Origin of the sequence: Pseudomonas sp. DE0157 (genome assembly GCF_007678615.1) — a bacterium.
In the GTDB taxonomy this organism is placed as follows: domain Bacteria; phylum Pseudomonadota; class Gammaproteobacteria; order Pseudomonadales; family Pseudomonadaceae; genus Aquipseudomonas; species Aquipseudomonas parafulva_B.
In genome coordinates this window covers 46,118-68,032 of record NZ_VEJN01000010.1, presented here as the reverse complement: position 1 = coordinate 68,032, position 21,915 = coordinate 46,118, and the positions used below count along the sequence as shown (strand labels likewise).

Here is a 21,915-nt window from a genome sequence, read left to right as displayed (position 1 = left end):
TGACCCGCCGGTTGGGCGTGGCGGCGAACGTGCTGGCGCTTGCTGTGCCAAAGACCTGCGCGGTAAGGTGAGTCGCCTGCATTTTCGAGACCCCTCATGCTCAAGTCACTCCGCCTATGGCCTGCACTGCTGCTTGCGTTGTGCCTGCCCGCACACGCCAATTGGCACCTTGACGGCGAGTCGTCTCGCCTGTCGTTCATCACCGGCACCAACGGCGAAGCGGCGCAGGTGCACCGCTTCCTGGTGCTGCATGGCACGGTGGACCGCAAGGGCGCCGCTAGCCTTCGTATCGAGATGGATTCGGTCAGCAGCGGCGTCCCGTTGCGGGATGAGCGCATGCGGGACACATTGTTCGACGTCGCACGGTTTGCCGAAGCGACCGTGCAGGCGCAGCTGGATCTGCGCCCGATCAACGACCTGGCCAACGGTGCGCAGATCGAATTGCGCCTACCGCTGACGGTAACGTTGCACGGTCAGTCCCACCGCTACGACGCCTTGCTGTTGGCCACCCGCCTGGACGAGCGTCGGTTCCAGGTCGTCACCCTGGAGCCCCTGGTGCTGCGCGCCGAGGATTTCGGCCTGATGCCAGGGCTGCAAGCCCTGCGCAAGTTCGCCAACCTTAAGGCCATCAACCCGTCCGTACCGGTCAATGCGGTACTGATCTTCACTGCGCGCTGACATGCCGGGCCCGGTCTTCCCCTGGCGGGATGGCAACCAGTTCGAGCTGCTGATCGATGGGCCACAATTCTTCCCCCGCATGCTGTCGGCCATTGAGCATGCCCAGACGCAGGTGGACCTGGAACTGTACCTGGTCGAGTCCGGGGCCTGCGCCGAGGCTGTGGTCCAGGTGCTGGAACAGGCCGCCCGCCGCGGGGTGCGGGTGCGCTGCCTGTTCGATTATTACGGGTCGCTGGCCTTGAGCGCCAAGCTGCGGCAACGTCTGGTGGATGCCGGCGTGTATCTGCGCTGGTACAACCGGCTGCACTGGAGACGCGGGCTGCGCAATCTGTACCGCGACCATCGCAAGTTGCTTGTGGTCGACGAGCAGTGGGCGGTGGTGGGCGGTACCGGGGTTACCGATGAGTTCTGGCAACCGGGCCAGCCCAGCAGCGAATGGCACGAGGTGATGGTGCTGATGCAAGGCCCGGTGGTGAGCGACTGGCAATTGCTGTTTGATCGCCAGTGGCAGGCCAACCATCGCCGCACGGCCTGGCGCCCTGCCGAGGGCTTCGGCCTGCCGCGCCTGCCCAAGGTGCCTGCGCAAGGGCAGGGCATGGGCCGGGTGGCCTATGCCGACGCCCGCCAGCATCAGGACATCCTGCATTCATTGGTACGTGCCCTCAACAGCGGCAAGCAGCGCATTTGGCTGGCCACGCCTTACTTTCTGCCGACCTGGAGCGTGCGTCGCTCGCTGCGCCGCGCAGCTGGCAAGGGCGTCGATGTGCGGTTGCTGCTCACCGGCCCGCGCACCGATCATCCTTCGGTACGGTATGCCGGTCACCGGTACTATCCACGCCTGCTGCGCGCTGGCGTGCGTATTTTCGAGTATCAGCCGTGCTTTCTGCACCTGAAGATGGTGGTGGTGGACGATTGGGTCAGCATCGGGTCCTGCAACTTCGACCATTGGAACCTGCGCTTCAATCTGGAGGCCAATATAGAAGCGTTGGACCTGCCGCTGACGAGCGCGGTGGTCGAAAGTTTCGAACGCGATTTTGCCCTGAGCGAGGAAGTTGACCTGGCGCATTGGAACGCCAGGCCGTTCTGGCGACGGGTCAAACAGCGCATCTGGGGATGGCTGGACCGGTTGGTGGCCAACGTGCTCGACCGGCGCGACTGAGCGCAGCTATCGTGCAATGACGGTTCACAGGCAATCGAGGGAATGGATGCGATGACGGTTAAGAAGATACTCATGCTGGTGGGCGATTACGTCGAGGACTACGAGGTCATGGTGCCCTTCCAGGCGCTGAGCATGGTTGGGCATACCGTGCACGCCGTGTGCCCGGAAAAGGTGGCGGGCCAGACCGTGCGCACGGCTATCCACGACTTCGAAGGCGACCAGACCTACAGTGAAAAGCCGGGGCACCAGTTTGCCCTGAACCACGATTTCGTCCGGGCCCGCGCCGAAAGTTACGATGCACTGGTAATCCCGGGCGGGCGTGCCCCGGAATACCTGCGCCTTAACGAGAAAGTGCTCGAGCTGGTGCGAGCGTTCGACCAGGCAGGCAAGCCCATCGCTGCCGTGTGTCACGGCGCCCAGTTGCTAGCCGCTGCCGGGGTGCTCAAAGGCCGGGAGTGCAGTGCGTACCCGGCCTGCGCGCCCGAGGTGCGCCTGGCCGGCGGCACCTATATCGACATTGCGGTGGACCAGGCCCATGTGGACGGCAACCTGGTCACTGCGCCCGCCTGGCCGGCTCACCCTGCGTGGTTGGCGGCGTTTTTGAAGGTGTTGGGCACCCGTATCCTCTGACTCATCAGGCCGGCCAGTCCATGGGTCAGCCGACTTGCTCGACCCAATCGTTGAGGTTGTAGTAGTTGGTTACGCGGGCGATCTTGCCGCAATGGATATAGAAGAACGCGCCGGCCGGCAGGACATAGGTCTGGCCGGTGGCCGCAGGCAGGCCTTCGTCATCGGCCACATATTGCCCGTGTACGGTGAATTCCGCCGCCGCGCGACTGCCGTCGGCATTCTGCATCACCACGATGTCGGCCAGGCGCTCGCGGTAGCAGCGGTTCATCTTGTCCATGAAGGCGGCGAACCTGGCCTTGCCCATCTGCCGCTCACCCTGATTGATGTCGTGAATCACATCTTCGCTGAGCAGGGCCAGAAACCCTGGCATGTCACCTGCGTTGAACGCGGCGTAGTAAGCGTTTACCAATTCGGTAGCGGTCATGGAACATTACCTGTCGTGTAGGGAAAAGGCGTGTCGTTGGCCTGGATGATAGGGTTTCCCCTCAAGCCCGGCTTAGCCGAGCGCGTCATCCACATCGACAAAACGACCGCCAAGCATGCAAATACGCCTACTGCACGGCGCCGCCATCGCGCCCTATATCGATGACCTCGCTCGTCTGCGCCTAACTGTGTTCCGCGAGTTCCCCTACCTCTACGATGGCTCGCCCGAGTACGAAGCCGACTACCTGGCCGCCTATGCCCGTTCCGGGCGCAGCCTGGTGGTGCTGGCCATGGATGAGGACAAGGTAGTGGGCGCCTCCACGGGCCTGCCCCTGGTCGACGTTGCGCCCGAGTTCCAGGAGCCGTTCGTGGCCCAGGGCCGCGACCCGGCCAGCGTCTACTATTTCGGCGAGTCTGTGGTTCTGCCGCCATACCGAGGGCAGGGGCTTGGGGTACGTTTTTTCATCGAACGCGAATCCTATGCCCACAAACTGGCCGAGTTCGATTACTGCGCGTTCTGCGCCGTGGAGCGGCCCGGTGTACATCCGCGCCGCCCGGCCGACTACAAGCCTTTGCATGGGTTCTGGCGCAACCGCGGTTTCCTCCATGACCCATCACTGCGTACCCGGTATGCCTGGCGCGACCTGGACGAGCAGGAAAGCTCGGACAAGCTGATGTCGTTCTGGCTCAAGGAACTGCCCCTTTGATCCGTGTCGCGGCCTGCCAATACGCCATTGAGCTGCACGAAACCTGGGAGGCTTATGCCGACCACCTGCAGGGCTTGTGTGCAGAGGCGGTGGAGGCGGGCGCGCGCCTGCTGCTGCTGCCCGAATATGCAGGGCTGGTGCTCAGCGGGCAGCTGACACCCGAGCAGCGGGGGGACCTGAAGGCTTCCATTGCAGGCATCCAGCCTTTGATCGAGCCGTGGAAGGCCCTGTGTGCAGGCCTGGCCAAGCGTTGGGGCATCTACCTGCAACCAGGCACGCTTCCGGTACTGGACAGCGACGGCGCCTACCGCAACCGCGCCTGGCTGTTTGGCCCCAAAGGCGCGCTAGGGCATCAGGACAAGCTGATGATGACCCGCTTTGAGCGGGAACAGTGGGGCATTGCCGCAGGCCATGGGCTGACGGTGTTCGACACCGATCTGGGCCGTCTTGGCATCCTGGTCTGTTACGACAATGAGTTCCCGCTCTTGGCACGCCGGTTGGCAGAGCGTGGGGCTGACCTGATCCTGGCGCCGAGCTGCACCGACACCGAAGCCGGCTATCACCGTGTACGGATCGGGGCTCAGGCACGCGCCTTGGAGAACCAGCTGGCCGTATTGCAGAGCCCGACCGTAGGGCTGGCACCCTGGTCGCCGGCATTGGACGAGAACCTAGGCCGGGCAGGGCTGTTCGTGCCGCCTGATCGTGGCATGCCGGGGGATGGGGTAATGGCTCTGAGCGAATCGCTCGACCCGCAGTGCAGCCGTTGGCTGGTGTGCGATCTGGACCTGGAGGCCGTGCGCCGGGTCAGGCAGCAGGGGCAGGTATTTACCCGCAGGGACTGGCCCGAACAATTCGAACGTCTTTAAACGCAACGGCGGCGGGCCCTGGCATCAAGGTCCGCCGCCGCAGGTTGGGCTGCGCATTGCTGCGCACGCGAGCGGCCCGTGAAAGCGCCGCCCGCTGTTGCCATGGGTTACTTCACTTCGACGGCCAGGCTCTGGGCAATCTTGCTCTGCCACAAGGCGGGGCCTGTGATGTGCACCGACTCACCGTTGCTGTCCACGGCCACGGTCACGGGCATGTCCTTGACCTCGAACTCGTAGATGGCTTCCATACCCAGCTCGGCAAAGGCCAGGACCTTGGATTTGCGGATGGCTTGCGCAACCAGATAGGCGGCGCCACCTACGGCCATCAGGTAGACGGCCTTGTTGTCCTTGATCGCTTCGATGGCGGTCGGGCCGCGCTCGGACTTGCCGATCATGCCCAGCAGACCGGTCTGCTCCAGAATCTGGCGGGTGAACTTGTCCATGCGCGTGGCGGTGGTGGGGCCAGCAGGGCCGACCACTTCGTCGCCTACCGGGTCGACCGGGCCGACGTAGTAGATGAAGCGGCCCTTGAGATCCACCGGCAGTGCTTCGCCGCGGTTGAGCATTTCGACCATGCGCTTGTGGGCTGCGTCCCGGCCGGTCAGCATCTTGCCGTTGAGCAGGATGGTTTCACCCGGTTTCCAGCTGGCCACTTCTTCGGGCGTGATGCTGTCGAGGTTGACACGACGGGCGCTTGGCCCCGCTTCCCAGACGATCTCGGGGTAGGCGTCCAGCGAAGGCGCTTCGAGCTCCGCAGGGCCTGTGCCGTCGAGCACGAAGTGGGCGTGGCGAGTGGCCGCGCAGTTGGGGATCATGCACACCGGCAGCGAGGCGGCGTGGGTCGGGTAGTCCATGATCTTGACGTCGAGCACGGTGGTCAGGCCACCGAGGCCCTGGGCGCCGATGCCCAGTTGGTTGACCTTCTCGAACAGCTCCAGGCGGATTTCTTCCAGGCGGTTCTGCGGGCCGCGTGCCTTGAGCTCATGGATGTCGATGGACTCCATGAGCACTTCCTTGGCCATGACCGCGGCTTTTTCGGCAGTGCCGCCGATACCGATGCCCAGCATGCCAGGCGGGCACCAGCCAGCGCCCATGGTCGGAACGGTCTTGAGTACCCAGTCGACGATGGAGTCGGACGGGTTGAGCATGGCCATTTTGGACTTGTTTTCCGAACCGCCGCCCTTGGCTGCAACATCCACCTCGACCTTGTCGCCGGGGACGATGGAGTAGTGGATAACGGCCGGGGTGTTGTCCTTGGTGTTCTTGCGGGCACCGGCCGGGTCGGCCAGGATCGATGCGCGCAGCACGTTTTCAGGCAGGTTGTAGGCGCGGCGCACACCTTCGTTGATCATGTCGTCGACGCTCAGGGTGGCGCCGTCCCAGCGCACATCCATACCCACGCGCACGAATACGGTGACGATGCCGGTGTCCTGGCAGATAGGCCGGTGACCGGTGGCACACATGCGCGAGTTGATCAGGATCTGGGCGATGGAGTCGCGGGCAGCCGGCGACTCTTCGCGCAGGTAGGCCTCGTGCATGGCCTGGATGAAATCGACGGGGTGGTAGTACGAGATGAATTGCAGGGCGTCGGCAACGCTCTGAATCAGGTCGTCTTGCTTGATCACGGTCATGCAGCGCGCTCCTTTTAAAGACGGGAACATTCAGTGAGACGTTCGACGGAGCCGACCAGCCTGTCGAAACGCCTTGCAAAGGCGCGCCGACAGCCTGCCGACGCAAAAAAGGCGCGGCAGTATAGCGCGCCTGCCCCTGTGAAACACCTGCGAGTGGTCAGGACCATGGTCTGGCCGGTAGCCGGCATCCTTTTTGCTGCTAGGCACAGGACAGGGCATTAGACTCGACGGGCGCGCGGTCGCGTCCATCGGCACAAGGGGTTTGAACAGGTGAGTGAACATGCCCGAAATTAGGGTGGGCACGCGTTGTTGGGCGGTGCCGACGGGTGCCAACTTGCTCGATGCCCTGAACGAGGCAGGGCTCGGGGTGCCCTACAGCTGCCGCGCAGGGAGCTGCCATGCGTGCCTGGTACGGTGTGAGGACGGGTTGCCCCTCGACGCCCTGCCAGAAGCCCTGGCGCTGGACAGGCATGCCGTGGGCTGGCGCCTGGCTTGCCAGTGCCGCGTGGTCGAAGACCTGCGCGTGGAGGTGTTCGATCCGTTGCGCGACGGTGTAGGTGGCACTGTCAGCGAACTGGACTGGTTCGGTGATGTGCTGCGGTTGCGCCTGCGGACCGAGCGCAGCGTCCGCTACCAGCCGGGCCAGCACGCGGTGCTCTGGTTGGGTGGGGTGGCGCGGCCCTATTCGCTGGCCAGCCTGCCGGGTGAAGACGATTACCTGGAATTTCATATCGATTGCCAGCACCCCGGTGCATTCTGTGACCGGGCGCGGGCGCTGGAAGTGGGGGATGTGTTGCGCGTTGGCGAGGTGAGGGGCGGGGCATTGCATTACGACCTTGACTGGCAGGACAGACCGTTATGGCTACTGGCTGCCGGTACCGGGCTTGCACCGCTGTGGGGCATCGTGCGCGAAGCCTTGCGCCAAGGCCATCAGGGGGAGATCAGGTTGCTGCACGTGGCCCGCGACCGCGCAGGGCACTACTTGGCAGCGCCGTTGCAGCAGTTGCCAGGTGTAAACGTGGAATTGGTGATGGTCGCGCAGCTGGAGGAGGCACTGGCTGCGCTGCGGCCTTCATCGAGACAGACTTTGGCCTTGCTGTGCGGCGCGCCCGCCAGCGTCGAACGCTTTGCCCGACGGCTGTTCATCGCTGGGGTGCCGAGGGGGCAGGTGTTTGCAGACAGCTTTGTCGAGCACGCCTGAGCCGACGTATCTGCGGTGCCTGAACAGGGCCGCTTGCGCACGGGGGAACGCGCGCGAAGCAACCCTGGCTCGTCAGCCGATCAGCCGACCAGCGGATCACCGACATGCAGGATCTTCATGCCGTTGGTCCCGCCGATGGTGTGGTAGCTGTCGCCCTTGGTGAGGATCACCCAGTCACCTTGCTCGACCAGCCCACGCTTGAGCAGCTCGTCCACGGCGGCCTGGCTGACCTTGTCGGCCGGTAGCGATGCCGGGTCGAAATCGATCGGGTAAACACCGCGGAACATCGAGGCACGGGCCTGGGTGGCGCGGTGCGGAGACAGGGCGAAGATTGGCACGTGCGAGCGCAGGCGCGACATGATCAGTGGCGTATAACCGCTCTCGGTCAGAGCGATGATCGCCTTCACACCCGGGAAGTGGTTGGCCGTGTACATGGCTGCCAGGGCGATGCTTTCGTCGCAGCGCTCGAACGTGGTGTGCAGGCGGTGGCTGGAGCGCTGGCTGGTCGGGTGCTTCTCGGCACCCAGGCAGATGCGCGCCATGGCCTGGACCGCTTCGATCGGGTATGACCCGGCGGCGCTTTCGGCCGACAGCATCACGGCATCGGTGTTGTCGAGCACGGCGTTTGCCACGTCGGACACTTCGGCACGGGTCGGCATCGGGTTCTGGATCATCGACTCCATCATCTGGGTCGCGACGATCACTGCCTTGTTGTTGCGGCGGGCGTGCTGGATGATCTTCTTCTGGATGGCGATCAGCTCGGCGTCGCCGATTTCCACGCCCAGGTCACCACGGGCAACCATGACGGCGTCGGAGGCTGCGATGAGCTTGTCGAGGGTTTCGTCGTCGGCAACCGCTTCGGCGCGTTCGATCTTGGCCACCAGCCAGGCGCTGCCACCGGACTCGTCACGCAGTTTGCGGGCGTATTCCATGTCGCTGGCGTCACGCGGGAAGGATACGGCCAGGTAGTCCAGGTCCATCTCGGCAGCCAGCTTGATGTCGGCTTTGTCCTTCTCGGTCAGGGCCGGTGCAGTCAGACCGCCACCTTTGCGGTTGATGCCCTTGTGGTCCGACAGCGGGCCACCGATGATCACCACGCAGTGCAGGGCGTCGGCGGTGGCGGTTTCGACGCGCATGACCACGCGGCCATCGTCGAGCAGCAGTTCGTCGCCAACGCCACAGTCCTTGACCAGGTCGGGGTAGTCGATACCGACGATGTCCTGGTTGCCTTCTGTCAGCGGATGAGCGGTCGAGAAGGTGAAGGTGTCACCGACTTTCAGTTCGATGCGCTTGTTGGCGAACTTGGCGATGCGGATCTTCGGACCCTGCAGGTCGCCGAGCAAGGCCACGTGACGGCCATTCTTGGCAGCGATTTCACGGATCAGGCGGGCGCGTGCCTTATGCTCGTCCGGAGTGCCATGAGAGAAGTTCAGGCGAGCCACGTCCAGGCCGGCGAGGATCAACTGTTCGATCACTTCCGGCGAATTGCTGGCGGGGCCAAGGGTGGCGACGATTTTGGTACGGCGGATGGTCATGCACAGACTCCTATAGTGAAGCGCAGCGAGAGGCTACTCCTGAATCGGGCTGTAGTCATCGTTAGGTTGCACTACCTGGCTTTGGAAAACTGTGCAGGTGACAGGGGCACGGGTTTGTTGGCTGGTATGTGTCGGTCAACAAACGCGGTAAGTGCCGATCGTTGAAGAATCCGATGGGTCGGCCGATATGCTGTTCAGCAAAGGAGAGTCCCATGCGCATGCTGATCGTTTTAGCCCTCGCGGCCAGTGCCGTCGGGTGTACCCGCTGGTCCATGGACCACCATCTCAACAATGCCTACCGCGCTTATGATCGGGGTGATTGCCAGCGGGTAATGCTGGAGCTGTCCCAGGTCGATCGTACCAGCCGCGCCCGGCCGTTCATCCACCCGGAAGTCGCGTTGCTGCGTGGGCAGTGCCTGGAGCGGCAAGCGTTGTATGTGGATGCCGCACAGACCTACCATTACCTGATCCAGCGCTATCCGGGCAATGAATATGCCTACCGTGCCCAGGCGCGCCTGCAAACACTGGAGAAACTCGGCCACTACCGCGGCGGTGAGCGGCCGTGACCAGGCCAGCGACGAGCGTACCTTGGCGCTAATGCCAAGGTGTGTTGTATTGACAGGGAGATTTGTCGCAGCGTGCGCTAACCTGTCACTCAACTGATACAACAACCGCCAGTACCAGGCATTCCTGGCATCGCGGACGGACTGACCTTGACGCTATTCAATAAACGACTTATCGACCGCCACCAGCTGCCCTTCGTCCTGAAAGTGTTCAATCGCTTCAACGGCCAGGAGATGGGCCAGCTCGGCAACGCCTCCGAAAACGGCATGATGCTGATCAGCGAACTGCCGGTCATGGTGGGCCCCGATTACGAATTGCAGTTGCGCCTGCCGTTGACGGGGGGTGGGCATCAGTTCGTCAACCTTACGGCCAGTTGCCTGTGGTGCCGCGAGGACCAGACCCCTGGATATTACGATTCGGGTTTCATGTTGTTGCAGGCCCCTCGCGAATACGATGACTTTGTACGCTCCCTGCAGGAGTACTTCAGTTTTCGCGCTTCCTCTACCTCGGTTTGACAGGTCGGTAATGCCGAGCGCTGATGCCTGCCCATGGGACTGGCCCGGGCCAATAGGGGCTGCATAGCACCGCCTACTGGCCCCAGGTAGCTTCATCGGCTCGACGTCAGGCCGGGCTCAACGCGTTAGAATCAGGGCGACCCTGCAACAGGACGGCCCTGTGACCTCAAGCATCTTCTGGTATGACTACGAAACCACTGGCATCAACCCGCGCTGCGACCGGCCCGTGCAGATGGCAGGGGTACGTACTGACCTTGACCTCAATGAAATCGACGATCCGGTCAACCTCTACTGCCGCCTATCGGACGATATACTGCCGCACCCTGCTGCCTGCCTGGTGACGGGCGTCACGCCGCAAAAGTTGGCCGAAAAAGGCCTCGGCGAGGCCGAGTTCATGGCGCGGGTGCACGCCGAGCTGGCACAACCCGGCACCTGTGGCGCCGGCTACAACACGCTGCGTTTTGACGACGAGGTCACCCGCTACAGCCTCTACCGCAACTTCTTCGACCCTTACGCCCGCGAATGGCAGGGCGGCAACAGCCGCTGGGATTTGATCGATATCGTTAGAGCCGCGTGCGCCTTGCGGCCCGATGGCATCCAATGGCCCAAACAGGACGGGCGCACCAGTCTGCGCCTTGAGTTGTTGAGCAAGGCCAATGGCATCGAGCATGGCCATGCACACGAAGCGCTGTCCGATGTTCGGGCAACCATTGCCCTTGCTCGGCTGATACGCGAGAAGCAGCCCAAGTTGTACGACTGGTTGTTTCAGCTTCGCAGCAAGCATAAGGTCATGGAGCAAATACGGTTGCTACAGCCGATGGTGCATATTTCCGGGCGTTTCAGTGCCGCGCGTCATTACCTGGGCATTGTGTTGCCATTGGCCTGGCACCCTAAGAACCGCAATGCATTGATTGTTTGCGATCTGCATCAGCAAACCCTGCCGCTGGTTGAGGAAAATGCTGAAACTTTACGCCAGCGGCTCTATACCCGTCGAGAAACACTTGGCGAAGGCGAGCTGCCCGTACCGCTCAAACTCATTCAGATCAACCGCTGTCCGGTGGTCGCGCCCCTTTCTGTAATACGACCGGCCGATCAAGCGCGTCTTGGGATCGACCTGGATACGTTACAACGGCGCGCAGAGGCATTGGCCCGTCAACAGGATCAATGGCAGGAAAAACTGGCGCTTATTTATACACAAGACGGTTTTGCGGCCAGTGAAGATCCTGAACAGCAATTGTATGAGCGGTTTCTCGGCCAGCGTGACCGGCGGCTATGCGATCAAGTGCGTTCGCTGGCGCCCGCACAGTTGGGCGCCGGGCAGTGGATGTTCGATGATCCACGCCTGCCCGAACTACTCTTTCGCTACCGTGCGCGTAACTTTCCGGACACCTTGAACGATGAAGAGCGGGCGCGATGGCAGGATTTTTGTAGGCAGCGTCTGGCTGACCCCCGCTGGGGTGCGCCCAATACCTTGGGTGATTTCGCCCATGCCCTGGCCGTAGCCTGGCCTGACGCGGATGAAGCAGGACGGCAAGTGCTGACTGCCTGGCAACTGCATGCCAACGCGTTGCAAACGCGGTTCGCCGTCAATTGAAAACCCATAAAAAAACGCCGGTTATTAACCGGCGTTTTCTTTTCGAATATCAAATAGCGGGCAACGGACAATCAGTCCAGCAGGGTTGCCCAGCTTTCTACCTCGTCACCGCCCCATTGAGCTTTCCACTCTTTCAGGGTTTTGTGGTTGCCACCTTTGGTTTCGATGACTTCACCGTTGTGCGGGTTCTTGTATTGCTTGACCTTGCGCGCGCGTTTAGTGCCAGTGGTTTTCACGGCGCCACGCGGCAGTTTGCTCATCTTGGCATCAGGGTCGAGCAGGGCAATGATGTCACGCAGCGATTTGGAATATTCGCCCATCAGGGTGCGCAGTTTGCCTTCGAACTCCAGTTCTTTTTTCAGCTTGTCATCCTGAGACAGGTTGGCCAGGCGGGCCTGAAGTTCCTTGATGGCTTCTTCGGTGGCACGGTACTCGTTGATCAGGGACATGGAGTGTTCCTTAATGCGTGTTCGGGAATGTGTGGAGCAATAGTAAACAGGCAACTCTCGCAAGTAAACATATGATTGATGTATTAACAGTTGGTTAAGCTGTGACAGTATTTCTCCAAGTGAACAGAAATTTACATAGGTTGCCGTTTCATCCATAAATCTTGTCAGAAGATTCCCCACGGGTAGGCCCAACGGCCCTATGCAGCACGTCGCAATCATTACTGCGTTTTTCTCAGCGTGCCGCTAGAATGAGCGCCTTTGCGAGTTCTGGAGTCTTATTCATGCGCACCTACCGTCTGGTGATCGCTTGCCCCGACCGTGTCGGCATCGTGGCGAAAGTCAGTAATTTCCTGGCCTTGTACAACGGCTGGATCACCGAAGCCAGCCATCACTCCGACGAGCAGACTGGCTGGTTCTTCATGCGTCATGAAATTCGCGCCGAGTCGCTGCCCTTCGGCATCGAGGCTTTTCGCGAGGCGTTCGCGCCCATCGCCGAAGAGTTCTCCATGACCTGGCGCGTGACCGATTCTGCCCAGAAGAAGCGGGTCGTGTTGATGGCCAGCCGTGAATCCCATTGCCTGGCTGACCTGCTGCACCGCTGGCACAGCGATGAGCTCGATTGCGATATTCCCTGCGTCATTTCCAACCACAATGACCTGCGCAGCATGGTCGAGTGGCACGGTATTCCGTTTTTCCATGTTCCAGTAGACCCCAAGGACAAGGCCCCGGCGTTTGCCGAAGTGTCACGCCTGGTGCAGGAACATGCAGCCGATGTGGTTGTGCTGGCGCGGTACATGCAAATTCTGCCGCCGCAACTCTGCCAGGACTATGCTGAGAAGGTGATCAACATCCACCATAGCTTCCTGCCATCGTTCGTCGGCGCCAAGCCGTACCACCAGGCGGCGCTGCGTGGCGTGAAACTGATCGGCGCGACTTGCCACTATGTGACCGAAGAGCTGGACGCCGGCCCTATCATCGAGCAGGACGTGGTGCGGGTTACCCACGCCGACAGCATCGAGGACATGGTCCGCTTCGGGCGTGACGTGGAAAAAATGGTCCTGGCCCGCGGCCTGCGCTATCACCTGGAAGATCGGGTTCTGGTGCACGGCAACAAGACAGTGGTGTTCGACTGATCGCAGGGCTACTCCCAGACCTGTCCAGCAACGTGAGGATCGACCCATGGGACGGCGCGGTACCCCTACAGCCTCACCTCCCCCTGTAGTGGGTCAGGGTTGCCTGGCCCGCTACGATCCCGACGCCTTGCAGGACACCGACGGTACCGACTTTCCCGGTGCCGCGGCGCTTTGGCAAGCGCTCAACCCACCTGACGGCGCCAGCGCTCCAGCAGCGGACGCGCCAGCAGGCACACGAACACCGGCCCTCCGGCGAGCAGATACAGGTAGTAAGTGATGGCACGCCAGATCAGGATCGCTGCCGCCGCCGTCGAGCTGCCCACCATGGGTGTCAGCAGGCTGGCCGAGGTCAGCTCGGCAGCGCCTGCGCCCCCGGGCATCATGCTGAACTGACCGGCGCTGAGCGATAGCATCTGGACCAGGAAGCTGGGAATCCAGGCCAGCTCCACGCCCAAGCCCCTGACCACGAGATACAGCACGCTAAAGCGCAGTCCCCAGTGGACGCATGTCAGGCTGAACACCAGAAACAAAGTGCGCTTGGGCAACTGCCAGGTTTGCGCCAAGGCCTGCACGAAACGAAGCAGCTTGCGTGCCCAGCGTCGTTTACGCGGTGCGCTGGTGCCCAGGCGCTGCAACAGCCGGCCGTTCAGACGCATCACCTTGCGCCGGTAGCGCAGCAACATCACCACGCCTGCCAGCACCGCGCATAGCAGTGCTGCACTGCCTAGCAACATGCTTTCCTGGCTGCGCCCAAGGCTGTGAAACAGCGCATAGCCTGCGATCGCCAGCATGGCGCAGAAGAAAAAAACCAAGTCATTGAGCTGATCCATCGCGAACACCGCGCCGCTGCGGGCTGCACTGATGCCCTCGCGGGCCAGCAAGGCCATCAGGGTCAAGGGGCCGCCGCCGCCACCTGGAGTGGTGCAGATGGCGAACTCGGTGGCCATGACCACACCCAATGTGCGCACCCGCGATACACGCGCTGCCTGATCGCCCAGCAGCAGGCGCATCCGGCAGGCGTTGATCACCCAGCACAGCAGGATCATGCCCACCAACGTCATGAGCAGCTGCGGATCGAAACGGCTCAGCTTGGGCAGCAGTTCGCTGCCGCCCAACAGTGCAGGCACCAACGCTGCGCCCAACAGCGCCAAGCCCAGCAGCAGCCAGCGGTTCACGCTGCCACCTGCCGCTCCAGCCAGGCTGACTTGGTCAAAGGTTCACGCCCGTCTTCGATCAGTTTTTCAAGGGTGCGCAACCAGTAGTCCCGTGAGTAGCGATGGCGCATGTCCACCGGATGCAACCCGAGGCGCAGGGTGTTGGCGCCTTGCCAACGTCGACATTGCCAGTCACTGAGCACCCGCGACACGCCACGGCGCCAGGCGCTGCGCGCGCTCCAGACCAGGCCGGGTGCATCGATGGCGGTAAAGTCCGGCAGGCGATAGAGGTGCTGCGGGGTGCTGGTGTACTTCAGCGGCAGTTGGCGCAGTGCTTGTCGTGTGCCCTGGCTCATCAACCAGGCGGGGGCCACGAAGCCAGCCACGGGCCAGCCTTGACGGTCGAACAGCGCCAGACCGTCTTGTAGTCGGGCGATGGCCTGGTGTTCGTCCAGCGCGTAGAACTCGCCTTCATGGGTATAAATCCGCCGCATGAAGTAGTCCAGGGGCGTGCGCGGCGTGGGACCTTCATCGGCATGGGCGTAACCATGCAGGGCCAGCTCGTCACCCGCGGCCAGACGGCGATCGAGCAACTGGCAGAAGCCGGGAGACTGAGTCAGCAGGTTACGTCGATGAAAATCGGGTACCACCAGCCAAGTCATGGGCACGTTACCCAATGCATCGACCGCCTGCACGAACGGCTCGTAGTCTGGCCAGGTCTCTGGGGCCACGTCATGCAGCACCAGCATCACGCTGCGGGAACGGAGAGAGGCCTCAAGCATGTGCCCGCACCTGCTGTTGGTGGCCCAGTACGGCCTGGTAATGCTCAAGCAGGCCGTTGACCACGTTGTCCCATGAGTAATGCTGCTCTACATGGCGCCTGGCCTGGGCACCGAGCTTGCGCGCACCCGCTTCGAACGCCTCGCGCACGGCCAGGGCCATTGCCCTGGCGTCGTTGGGTTGGCACAAGCGACCGCACTGGTCGTTGACGATTTCGCCGAAGGCGCCGGCACGCACTGCAACCACGGGCGTACCACTGGCCATGGCTTCGAGGATGACCAGGCCGAACGTTTCCTGGTCGCCGGCATGCACCAACAGGTCGGCGCTGGCCATCAGGCGAGCCACCTGGTCAGGTGGGCAGAACTGGCCGATCACGCTGACGTTGTCGGGCACATTGGCGGGCATATTGGACCCCACCAGCAGCAGGTGATAACCGCGCCCCAACTGCCGCATGCATTCAAGCAGAACGGGCAGGTTCTTCTCCCGTGAGCCACGGCCTGCATAGATCAGCAGCCGGCAGGTGTCGGCGATGCCCAGTTCGGCTCGCACCTGTGGATCGCGGCGTGCAGGATTGAAGGTTTCCAGGTCTACGCCCAAAGGCTGCACGTGGACATCACGTACTCCCAGGCGACGGAGCTTGTCTGCCATGACCTTGCTCGGTGCGAGCACTCGGTCGAAATTGCCATACAACTTGCTGACATAAGCCTCGACGTTGGGCGTGAACCAATTGCCCATGCGGTTGCTCACCAACAGCGGCAGGTCGGAGTGATAGAAGCCAATGACCGGCACGTCCAGCTGACGGCGAGCTTCCAGCGCCGCCCAGGCGGTCAGATACGGATCGCCGACTTCGATCAGGTCTGGCTTTAGCGTGCGCAGCGTGTTGCACCATGGCGCCAGGCGTACCGGAAAGCGGTAGCCTTTGCCAAAGGGCAGGGGTAGTGCAGGCACATGATAGACACCGCCTTCATGCCGAGCGCTGGCGCCGGGGATCAACAGGCTGTGACGGACACCTTGCACGGCATCCAGGCGGTGGTGTTTGGCATCAAGGTAAGTGCGTACGCCGCCGCTGGCCGGGGCGTAGAACATGGTGATGTCGGCAATGTGCACGATCTGCGTCCCTCCGGGATCGTCTTTCGGGTCTGTCACCGCGCGGTAACGAAACCGGCGTTGACATGCCATGAAGTTGACCTTTCAGAAGGGTAGTTTGTTCGATCAGCTTGTGCGGTTGGCCGCCCGGCAGCCGAGCGCTAGGCAATAGCGCTCGGTGGGTCGGTGCCGGGGCTGGGCCGGCTTCAGATACGGAAGGTGCCGACCAGGTGTTTCAGGCGGCTGGCCTGCTGCTCCAGGTCAGAACAGGCACGCAGCGTCGCCTGCAGGTTTTCCACGCCTTCCTGGTTGAGCATGTTGATTTCGTTGATATCCATGTTGATGGCTTCGACCACGGCCGTCTGCTCTTCGGTGGCCGTGGCCACGGACTGGTTCATGCCATCGATTTCGCCAATGCGCACGGTGACACTTTCCAGCCGCTCACCTGCCTGGTTGGCGATCTGCACGCTGTCCAGGCTGTGACGCTGGCTCTGGTCCATGGTTTCGACCGACTCGCGGGCACCCACTTGCAGCTCCTCGATCATGCCCTGGACCTGCTGCGCGGATTCCTGGGTGCGATGGGCCAGGTTGCGCACCTCGTCGGCCACCACTGCGAAACCACGACCTGCTTCACCGGCGCGCGCGGCCTCGATGGCGGCGTTGAGCGCCAGCAGGTTGGTCTGCTGGGAGATGCTGGTGATCACTTCGAGAATCTGGCCGATGTTGACGGTCTTGCTGTTGAGCGTCTCGATGTGGGCGCTGGACGTTACGATCAAGTCGGAAAGACGGTTCATGGCGGCGATGTTGCGATCGACCACCTGCTGGCCTTCTTCTGACAGGCGCCTTGCAGAGCTTGCGTGCTGGGACGCCTGCGCCGCGTTGCCGGCGATCTCCTGGGCGGCAGCGCCCAGCTCGTTGATGGCGGCCGCCACGCTGTTGGTGCGGTTGGACTGTTCGTCGGAATTGGCCATCGACGAGTTGGACGCACTGATGACACGCAACGCGACTTCGTTCACCTGCTCGGTGGCCGAGGACACTTCACGGATCGAGCCGTGGATACGCTCGACGAAGCGGTTGAAGGCGTTGCCCAGGATGCCGAACTCGTCGTGGTGGTGGATGCGCAGGCGCTTGGTAAGGTCGCCTTCACCCTCGGCGATGTCCTCCATGGCCCGTGTCATGGTGTGCAGCGGCTGCATCAGCACACGGATCAGCAGCCCCAGCAGGGCGATGATGATCACCACGGCCACCACGGTGGCAATCACGGCGGAAGTGCGGAATGTGCTGAGCATCGCGAAGGCCTTATCCTTGTCCAACGACAGGCCGATGTACCAGTTGGCCGAAGGCAAGCCGGTCACCGGTGTGAACGTCAGCAGGCGGGCCTGGCCGTCACTTTGCACTTCGGTGAGCTCGGACGTGAGCTTTGGTGTGCGCTCGGGGAACAGGTCTGACAATGATTTCATCACCAGGCCTTGATCCGGATGGACCAGGATCTTGCCTTGGTCATTTACCAGGAACGCATAGCCCATGCCGCCGAAATTCAGCGAGTTGATGATTTGCGCCAGGCCGTCCAGTGCCAGGTCACCCCCGACCACGCCCACCGAATCGGCCACCTTGTCGAGGATGCCGATGACCATCTTGTTGGTGGTCATGTCGATGTAGGGTTCGGTCAGCAGGGTGCTGCTGGCACTCATGCCATCCTTGTACCAAGGGCGTGTGCGGGGGTCGTAGCCGTCAGGCATCTTTGCATCCGGGCGTACGCTGAAGCTGCCATCGACCCTGCCCAGGTAGACGGTTAGGAAACTCGATATCAGCGCCTGCTGGCCCATCAGGGTTTCAGCGTTGGCCGGTTGCTGGGCAATATTCTGCGCCAGGTTTTCGACCAGTTTGATACGCCCCTCGAACAAACTGCGGATGTTGGTCGAAGTGGAAGCGCCCATCTCAGTCAGGTAGTCCTGAAGGTCCTCGCGAATCGCATTACGCTGCAGATAATCGTTGTAGAGGGTGAACAGGCTGAATGCGAGGATCACGATCAGTGATGCTGCCAGCAGAATCTTGTGGCTGAAACGAAGGCTTTTGTTCATGAAATCATCGGGTCCGCTAAGGTTTTGTATCAGGCGTTCGCAGCTGTAGGGCCCAGCCAGTGCAACATCCCGAAAAGTCCTTTTTCGGTTGTTCTCTCTGAGTAAGGCGAATATCACCCAGAGGTATCGGCCGGAGTAAGACAAAGCTTGAGCAGAGGATTAAAGAGATGTCGGAATCTTCATTTATCGTTGTAGGATCGAGCCCTGATGGCCAGCCCGTAGGGCAGGCGATGCGGCTTGCCAACCGGCACGGGCTGGTGGCAGGGGCCACCGGTACCGGCAAGACCGTGACCCTGCAACACTTGGCCGAAGCGTTCAGCGATGCCGGGGTGGCGGTGTTCGCGGCCGACGTCAAGGGCGACCTGTGTGGGCTGGGCGCCAAAGGCGCGCCCGAGGGCAAGGTGGCCGAGCGCATCGCCGGGATGCCTTGGTTGCGCCACCAGCCACAGGCCTATCCGGTGAGCGTGTGGGACATTGCGGGCCAGTCGGGTCATCCGTTGCGTACCACGATCAGCGAAATGGGGCCTTTGCTGCTGGGCAACCTGCTTGAGCTCACCGATAGCCAACAGTCAGCGCTATATGCCAGTTTCAAGGTGGCTGATCGCGAAGGCCTGCTGTTGCTGGACCTCAAGGACCTCAAAGCGCTGCTTGGCCACTTGAAGGACAACCCGCAGGTGTTGGGCGAAGACAGTGCGCTGGTGACCGGCGCGTCCGTTCAGGCGTTGCTGCGCAGGCTGGCCACCCTGGAGCAACAGGGGGCAGAGGCGTTGTTCGGTGAACCGGCATTGCAGCTCGAGGACATTCTACGGCCCGACCCGGATGGGCGAGGGCGCATCCATTTGCTCGACGCCAGCCGACTGGTGCATGAGGCACCCAAGGTCTATGCCACGTTTCTGCTGTGGCTGCTGGCCGAACTGTTCGAGCAACTGCCCGAGCGTGGCGATGCCGAAAAACCGGTGCTGGCGTTGTTCTTCGATGAAGCGCACCTGCTGTTCAAGGACACCCCCAAGGCATTGCAGGACCGCCTGGAGCAGGTGGTGCGGCTGATTCGCTCAAAGGGGGTAGGGGTGTATTTCGTCACCCAGTCCCCAGCGGATCTACCCGATGCAGTCCTGGCCCAACTGGGTTTGCGAATCCAGCATGGCCTGCGGGCTTATACGGCCAGGGAGCAGAAGGCGTTGCGTGCCGTAGCTGAGGGCTTTCGCCCCAACCCTTCATTCGATGCGTTGTCTTCGCTGACCGAACTGGGCATCGGGGAGGCCTTGGTCGGCACGCTTGAGGACAAGGGAACACCTGCCAGGGTGCAGCGGGTGCTGATTGCGCCCCCGCAATCGCGTATCGGCCCGTTGAGTGAGTCTGAACGCAGTGCGCTGATTGCGCGTTCACCCTTGGTTGGCCGTTATGACAAACCCATAGACCGGGACTCGGCTTACGAAAGGCTCAACCAGCGCAAAGGCGAAGCGGTGGAGCCCGCGCCGCAACCCAAGGCCGATGACAGCAGTTTTGCCGAAAAGGCGGGCGAATTCCTGCAAGGCGCGGCCGGGCAGGCGATCAAGTCGGCGGTGCGTCAGGCTGCCAATCAACTGGGGCGGCAGCTGGTGCGCGGGCTGATGGGCTCGTTGCTGGGCGGGAAGAAGAAGTAGCTGCGCGGTGTGAAGCCATCGCCCATAAAAAAGGCGCCCTACGGCGCCTTCTTATACGGACTGAGGTCAGCCGATTGCCTTGGACGCCAACCAGAACAGGCCGGCTGCAAGACCCATCGAGGCAGGCAGGGTTAGCACCCAAGCCATCAGGATGGTCTTCACCGTGCCGCCCTGCAGGCCGCTTTTGTTGGCGACCATGGTGCCGGCAACGCCGGAAGACAGTACATGCGTGGTGGAAACCGGCAGCGCAAACACGTTGGCCATGCCAATGGCGCAGGCCGCGGTGATCTGCGCCGACATGCCCTGGGCGTAAGTCATGCCCTGCTTGCCGATCTTCTCGCCGACGGTCAACACCACGCGGCGCCAGCCAACCATGGTGCCCAGGCCCAGGGCCAGGGCAACGGCCACGATCACCCAGAACGGGGCGTACTCAGTGGTGGCGGTCAGGTCCTTGCGCAGCTTTTCAAGGTCGGACTTTTCACGCGCGTCCAGGCCTGGCAGCTTGCCAACCTTCTTCGCGGTGTCGTCCAGGCACAGCAGGTAACGGCGTACTTCGACACGCTTGTCCGCGTCCAGGGCCCGGTAGTCGGTCACGCCCTGCAGCGAGGATTGCAGCGCGGCGATGGTCGGCTCGGTCTGCTGCGGATTGCAGCTGAACTGCTCAGGCAGGTCACTGGCCTTGGCCTTGCCCAGCGCCAGGAATTCACCCAGCGTGGCAGCGTTGCGCTCGTAGAACTGGCTCATGTGCAACGTGGCATCACGGGTGCGTTCGATCTGGTAGGTGGTGCTGTTCAGGTCGAGCACGAACTTGGCCGGTACGATGCCGATCAATACCAGCATGATCAGGCCAATGCCTTTCTGACCGTCATTGGAGCCGTGCACGAAGCTCACGCCCATGGCCGAAATCACCAGCACCAGGCGATTCCAGAACGGCGGGTGCTTCTTGTCGTCCAGTTTGCGGCGTTGTTCAGGCGTCTTGTGCATCTTCGACAGCGGGCGCCACCATTTCAGGCCAAGCAGGACCAGCGCAGCCACGGCAAACCCGGCAATCGGCGAAACCACCAGGGACATGGCGATATCGATGGCTTTCTGCCAATTGACGCCGTCACCCAGCGGAATGCCGTTGATAAGCGCGTTGGCCAGGCCCACCCCCAGGATCGAGCCGATCAGGGTGTGCGAGCTGGACGCAGGAATACCGAAGTACCAGGTGCCCAGGTTCCAGGTAATGGCCGCGGCCAGCAGCGAGAAGACCATGGCCAGGCCATGCCCGGTGTTCACATTGATCAGCAACTCTACCGGTAGCAGGTGCACGATGGCGTAAGCCACCCCGACCCCACCCAGCAGAACGCCAAGGAAGTTGAACACGCCGGAGAAGAACACGGCCAGGTGTGGCGGCATGGCTTTGGTGTAGATGACGGTGGCTACCGCGTTGGCGGTGTCATGAAAGCCATTGATGAACTCGAAGGCGAGCACGAAGGTCAAGGCGAGCAGCAGGCTCACCAATACCCAGGCATCCAGTCCGCTGAATAAATCGATCATGAAGGTTGTCTGGCGGTCGTAGGGGGGCCGGATTATGCCAGAAAACGTTGGCAATCGATGCACCCACCGCAGCCGCTGATCATGTCGCGCAGGTCAGAAAACGCCATTCGCAGCCGCAGGTGGGCCGGCATCATCTAAGGCAAATGCATTCAACGTCAGCGAAAAATCAACAAAATACGCGAAAAGGTGATGCCTTTATCGTTTTAAACGGCTGTATGAAATTTGTGAAATTCCGTTACAACCACTGCGCCAGAGCAGTCAGGCGCTTTGGGCACCCCTTGCGCAACTTGACGACTGGGCAAAGCACTCAAGGTGCGGCGCTGCGCAATTCCTTCTCCATGCGTTCCAGCTCCTGACTGAATGCCTGGTCGCGCATGTTGACACGTTTACGCCATGGTTTGCGTTCCGGTTCCGGCTGCGCCGCATAGGTGGTCACTTCGCCGCCATACACATCCTTGAAACGCTCGGCCTGGCGCTCGAGTTCTGCGCGCAATTCTTCTTTTGTCACATGCAGTACCTGAATTGATTTGAAAAGAGGACCGCCCTG

Annotated in this window: 19 protein-coding genes and 3 pseudogenes; 11 read left to right on the top strand and 11 right to left on the bottom strand. The window is 61.9% G+C overall.

The features are described from left to right. Window positions 1-96: 96 nt before the first annotated feature. The 3 genes from FS777_RS14175 to FS777_RS14165 are packed head-to-tail and all read left to right on the top strand — an operon-like array spanning window position 97 to window position 2,467. Complete coding sequence (locus tag FS777_RS14175) at window positions 97-678, top strand: YceI family protein (RefSeq protein WP_058637130.1); 582 nt, start codon at window positions 97-99, stop codon at window positions 676-678. A gap of 1 nt (window position 679) precedes the next feature. Further along, window positions 680-1,837 (top strand): phosphatidylserine/phosphatidylglycerophosphate/cardiolipin synthase family protein, encoded by a 1,158-nt coding sequence (locus tag FS777_RS14170; RefSeq protein WP_145256103.1) that lies wholly within the window; start codon window positions 680-682, stop codon window positions 1,835-1,837. A 51-nt stretch (window positions 1,838-1,888) separates the two neighbouring features. Beyond that, window positions 1,889-2,467: a DJ-1/PfpI family protein gene (locus tag FS777_RS14165; RefSeq protein ID WP_058637230.1), complete on the top strand. Its 579-nt coding sequence runs from the start codon at window positions 1,889-1,891 to the stop codon at window positions 2,465-2,467. Between the two features lie 25 nt (window positions 2,468-2,492). Here the strand turns inward: FS777_RS14165 and FS777_RS14160 are convergent, their stop codons facing one another. Beyond that, entirely contained in the window at window positions 2,493-2,891 is a 399-nt protein-coding gene (locus FS777_RS14160; protein ID WP_027914521.1) for a nuclear transport factor 2 family protein, read from the bottom strand. 115 nt (window positions 2,892-3,006) lie between these two features. Between FS777_RS14160 and FS777_RS14155 the strand changes: the two genes are divergently transcribed. Then, on the top strand, window positions 3,007-3,597 hold the full coding sequence (locus tag FS777_RS14155) for a GNAT family N-acetyltransferase (protein WP_058603257.1): 591 nt from the start codon (window positions 3,007-3,009) through the stop codon (window positions 3,595-3,597). Continuing rightward, a complete protein-coding gene (locus FS777_RS14150; protein ID WP_058637127.1) occupies window positions 3,594-4,463 on the top strand; it encodes a carbon-nitrogen hydrolase family protein in 870 nt (289 codons plus the stop codon). The genes FS777_RS14155 and FS777_RS14150 overlap by 4 nt, the downstream gene beginning before the upstream one ends. A gap of 107 nt (window positions 4,464-4,570) precedes the next feature. On the opposite strand, the gene FS777_RS14145 is transcribed toward FS777_RS14150, so the two are convergent. Beyond that, window positions 4,571-6,094 (bottom strand): fumarate hydratase, encoded by a 1,524-nt coding sequence (locus FS777_RS14145; protein ID WP_058603255.1) that lies wholly within the window; start codon window positions 6,092-6,094, stop codon window positions 4,571-4,573. A 280-nt stretch (window positions 6,095-6,374) separates the two neighbouring features. Here FS777_RS14145 and FS777_RS14140 point away from each other — a divergent pair, with 280 nt between their 5' ends. Next, window positions 6,375-7,295 carry an iron-sulfur-binding ferredoxin reductase gene (locus tag FS777_RS14140; RefSeq protein WP_145256100.1) on the top strand — a complete coding sequence of 307 codons (921 nt, stop codon included), beginning with the start codon at window positions 6,375-6,377 and terminating at the stop codon, window positions 7,293-7,295. A gap of 80 nt (window positions 7,296-7,375) precedes the next feature. On the opposite strand, the gene pyk is transcribed toward FS777_RS14140, so the two are convergent. Beyond that, entirely contained in the window at window positions 7,376-8,830 is a 1,455-nt protein-coding gene (gene pyk, locus FS777_RS14135; protein ID WP_027914526.1) for a pyruvate kinase, read from the bottom strand. A gap of 212 nt (window positions 8,831-9,042) precedes the next feature. On the opposite strand from pyk, the pseudogene FS777_RS14130 reads away from it, so the two are divergent. From FS777_RS14130 to sbcB, 3 genes and pseudogenes are all read left to right on the top strand, one after another. Next, a pseudogene (locus tag FS777_RS14130) lies at window positions 9,043-9,428 on the top strand (tol-pal system YbgF family protein). Between the two features lie 115 nt (window positions 9,429-9,543). Then, window positions 9,544-9,909, top strand: coding sequence for a PilZ domain-containing protein (locus tag FS777_RS14125; RefSeq protein ID WP_058603253.1), 366 nt, complete (start codon window positions 9,544-9,546; stop codon window positions 9,907-9,909). Window positions 9,910-10,069: 160 nt separating this feature from the next. After that, the gene (sbcB, locus tag FS777_RS14120) at window positions 10,070-11,503 is read left to right on the top strand and encodes an exodeoxyribonuclease I (RefSeq protein ID WP_078478053.1); all 1,434 of its coding nucleotides are present in this window, start codon (window positions 10,070-10,072) and stop codon (window positions 11,501-11,503) included. A 71-nt stretch (window positions 11,504-11,574) separates the two neighbouring features. Here the strand turns inward: sbcB and mvaT are convergent, their stop codons facing one another. Further along, complete coding sequence (mvaT, locus tag FS777_RS14115; RefSeq protein WP_023534419.1) at window positions 11,575-11,952, bottom strand: histone-like nucleoid-structuring protein MvaT; 378 nt, start codon at window positions 11,950-11,952, stop codon at window positions 11,575-11,577. 281 nt (window positions 11,953-12,233) lie between these two features. Here mvaT and purU point away from each other — a divergent pair, with 281 nt between their 5' ends. Beyond that, window positions 12,234-13,085 carry a formyltetrahydrofolate deformylase gene (gene purU / locus FS777_RS14110; RefSeq protein WP_023534293.1) on the top strand — a complete coding sequence of 284 codons (852 nt, stop codon included), beginning with the start codon at window positions 12,234-12,236 and terminating at the stop codon, window positions 13,083-13,085. Window positions 13,086-13,267: 182 nt separating this feature from the next. Here the strand turns inward: purU and FS777_RS14100 are convergent, their stop codons facing one another. The 5 genes and pseudogenes from FS777_RS14100 to FS777_RS21940 all read right to left on the bottom strand — a co-directional run. Further along, a complete protein-coding gene (locus FS777_RS14100) occupies window positions 13,268-14,260 on the bottom strand; it encodes a lysylphosphatidylglycerol synthase transmembrane domain-containing protein (protein WP_078478055.1) in 993 nt (330 codons plus the stop codon). Continuing rightward, window positions 14,257-15,021, bottom strand: coding sequence for a DUF2334 domain-containing protein (locus FS777_RS14095; RefSeq protein WP_058637123.1), 765 nt, complete (start codon window positions 15,019-15,021; stop codon window positions 14,257-14,259). The genes FS777_RS14100 and FS777_RS14095 overlap by 4 nt, the downstream gene beginning before the upstream one ends. After that, the gene (locus FS777_RS14090; RefSeq protein ID WP_058637229.1) at window positions 15,014-16,105 is read right to left on the bottom strand and encodes a glycosyltransferase family 1 protein; all 1,092 of its coding nucleotides are present in this window, start codon (window positions 16,103-16,105) and stop codon (window positions 15,014-15,016) included. Before FS777_RS14090 ends, FS777_RS14095 begins: the two co-directional genes overlap by 8 nt. A gap of 206 nt (window positions 16,106-16,311) precedes the next feature. Beyond that, window positions 16,312-16,908 (bottom strand): annotated as a pseudogene (locus FS777_RS21945) (methyl-accepting chemotaxis protein); the annotation flags it as partial. 261 nt (window positions 16,909-17,169) lie between these two features. Further along, window positions 17,170-18,042: pseudogene (locus FS777_RS21940) on the bottom strand (cache domain-containing protein); the annotation flags it as partial. Window positions 18,043-18,353: 311 nt separating this feature from the next. Between FS777_RS21940 and FS777_RS14080 the strand changes: the two are divergent. Further along, on the top strand, window positions 18,354-19,829 hold the full coding sequence (locus FS777_RS14080) for a helicase HerA-like domain-containing protein (RefSeq protein ID WP_078478058.1): 1,476 nt from the start codon (window positions 18,354-18,356) through the stop codon (window positions 19,827-19,829). A 66-nt stretch (window positions 19,830-19,895) separates the two neighbouring features. Here the strand turns inward: FS777_RS14080 and FS777_RS14075 are convergent, their stop codons facing one another. Beyond that, window positions 19,896-21,368: an inorganic phosphate transporter gene (locus tag FS777_RS14075; protein WP_058603246.1), complete on the bottom strand. Its 1,473-nt coding sequence runs from the start codon at window positions 21,366-21,368 to the stop codon at window positions 19,896-19,898. A gap of 307 nt (window positions 21,369-21,675) precedes the next feature. Then, window positions 21,676-21,876, bottom strand: a complete 201-nt coding sequence (locus FS777_RS14070; protein ID WP_078478059.1) for a hypothetical protein — start codon at window positions 21,874-21,876, stop codon at window positions 21,676-21,678. Window positions 21,877-21,915: the final 39 nt, after the last annotated feature.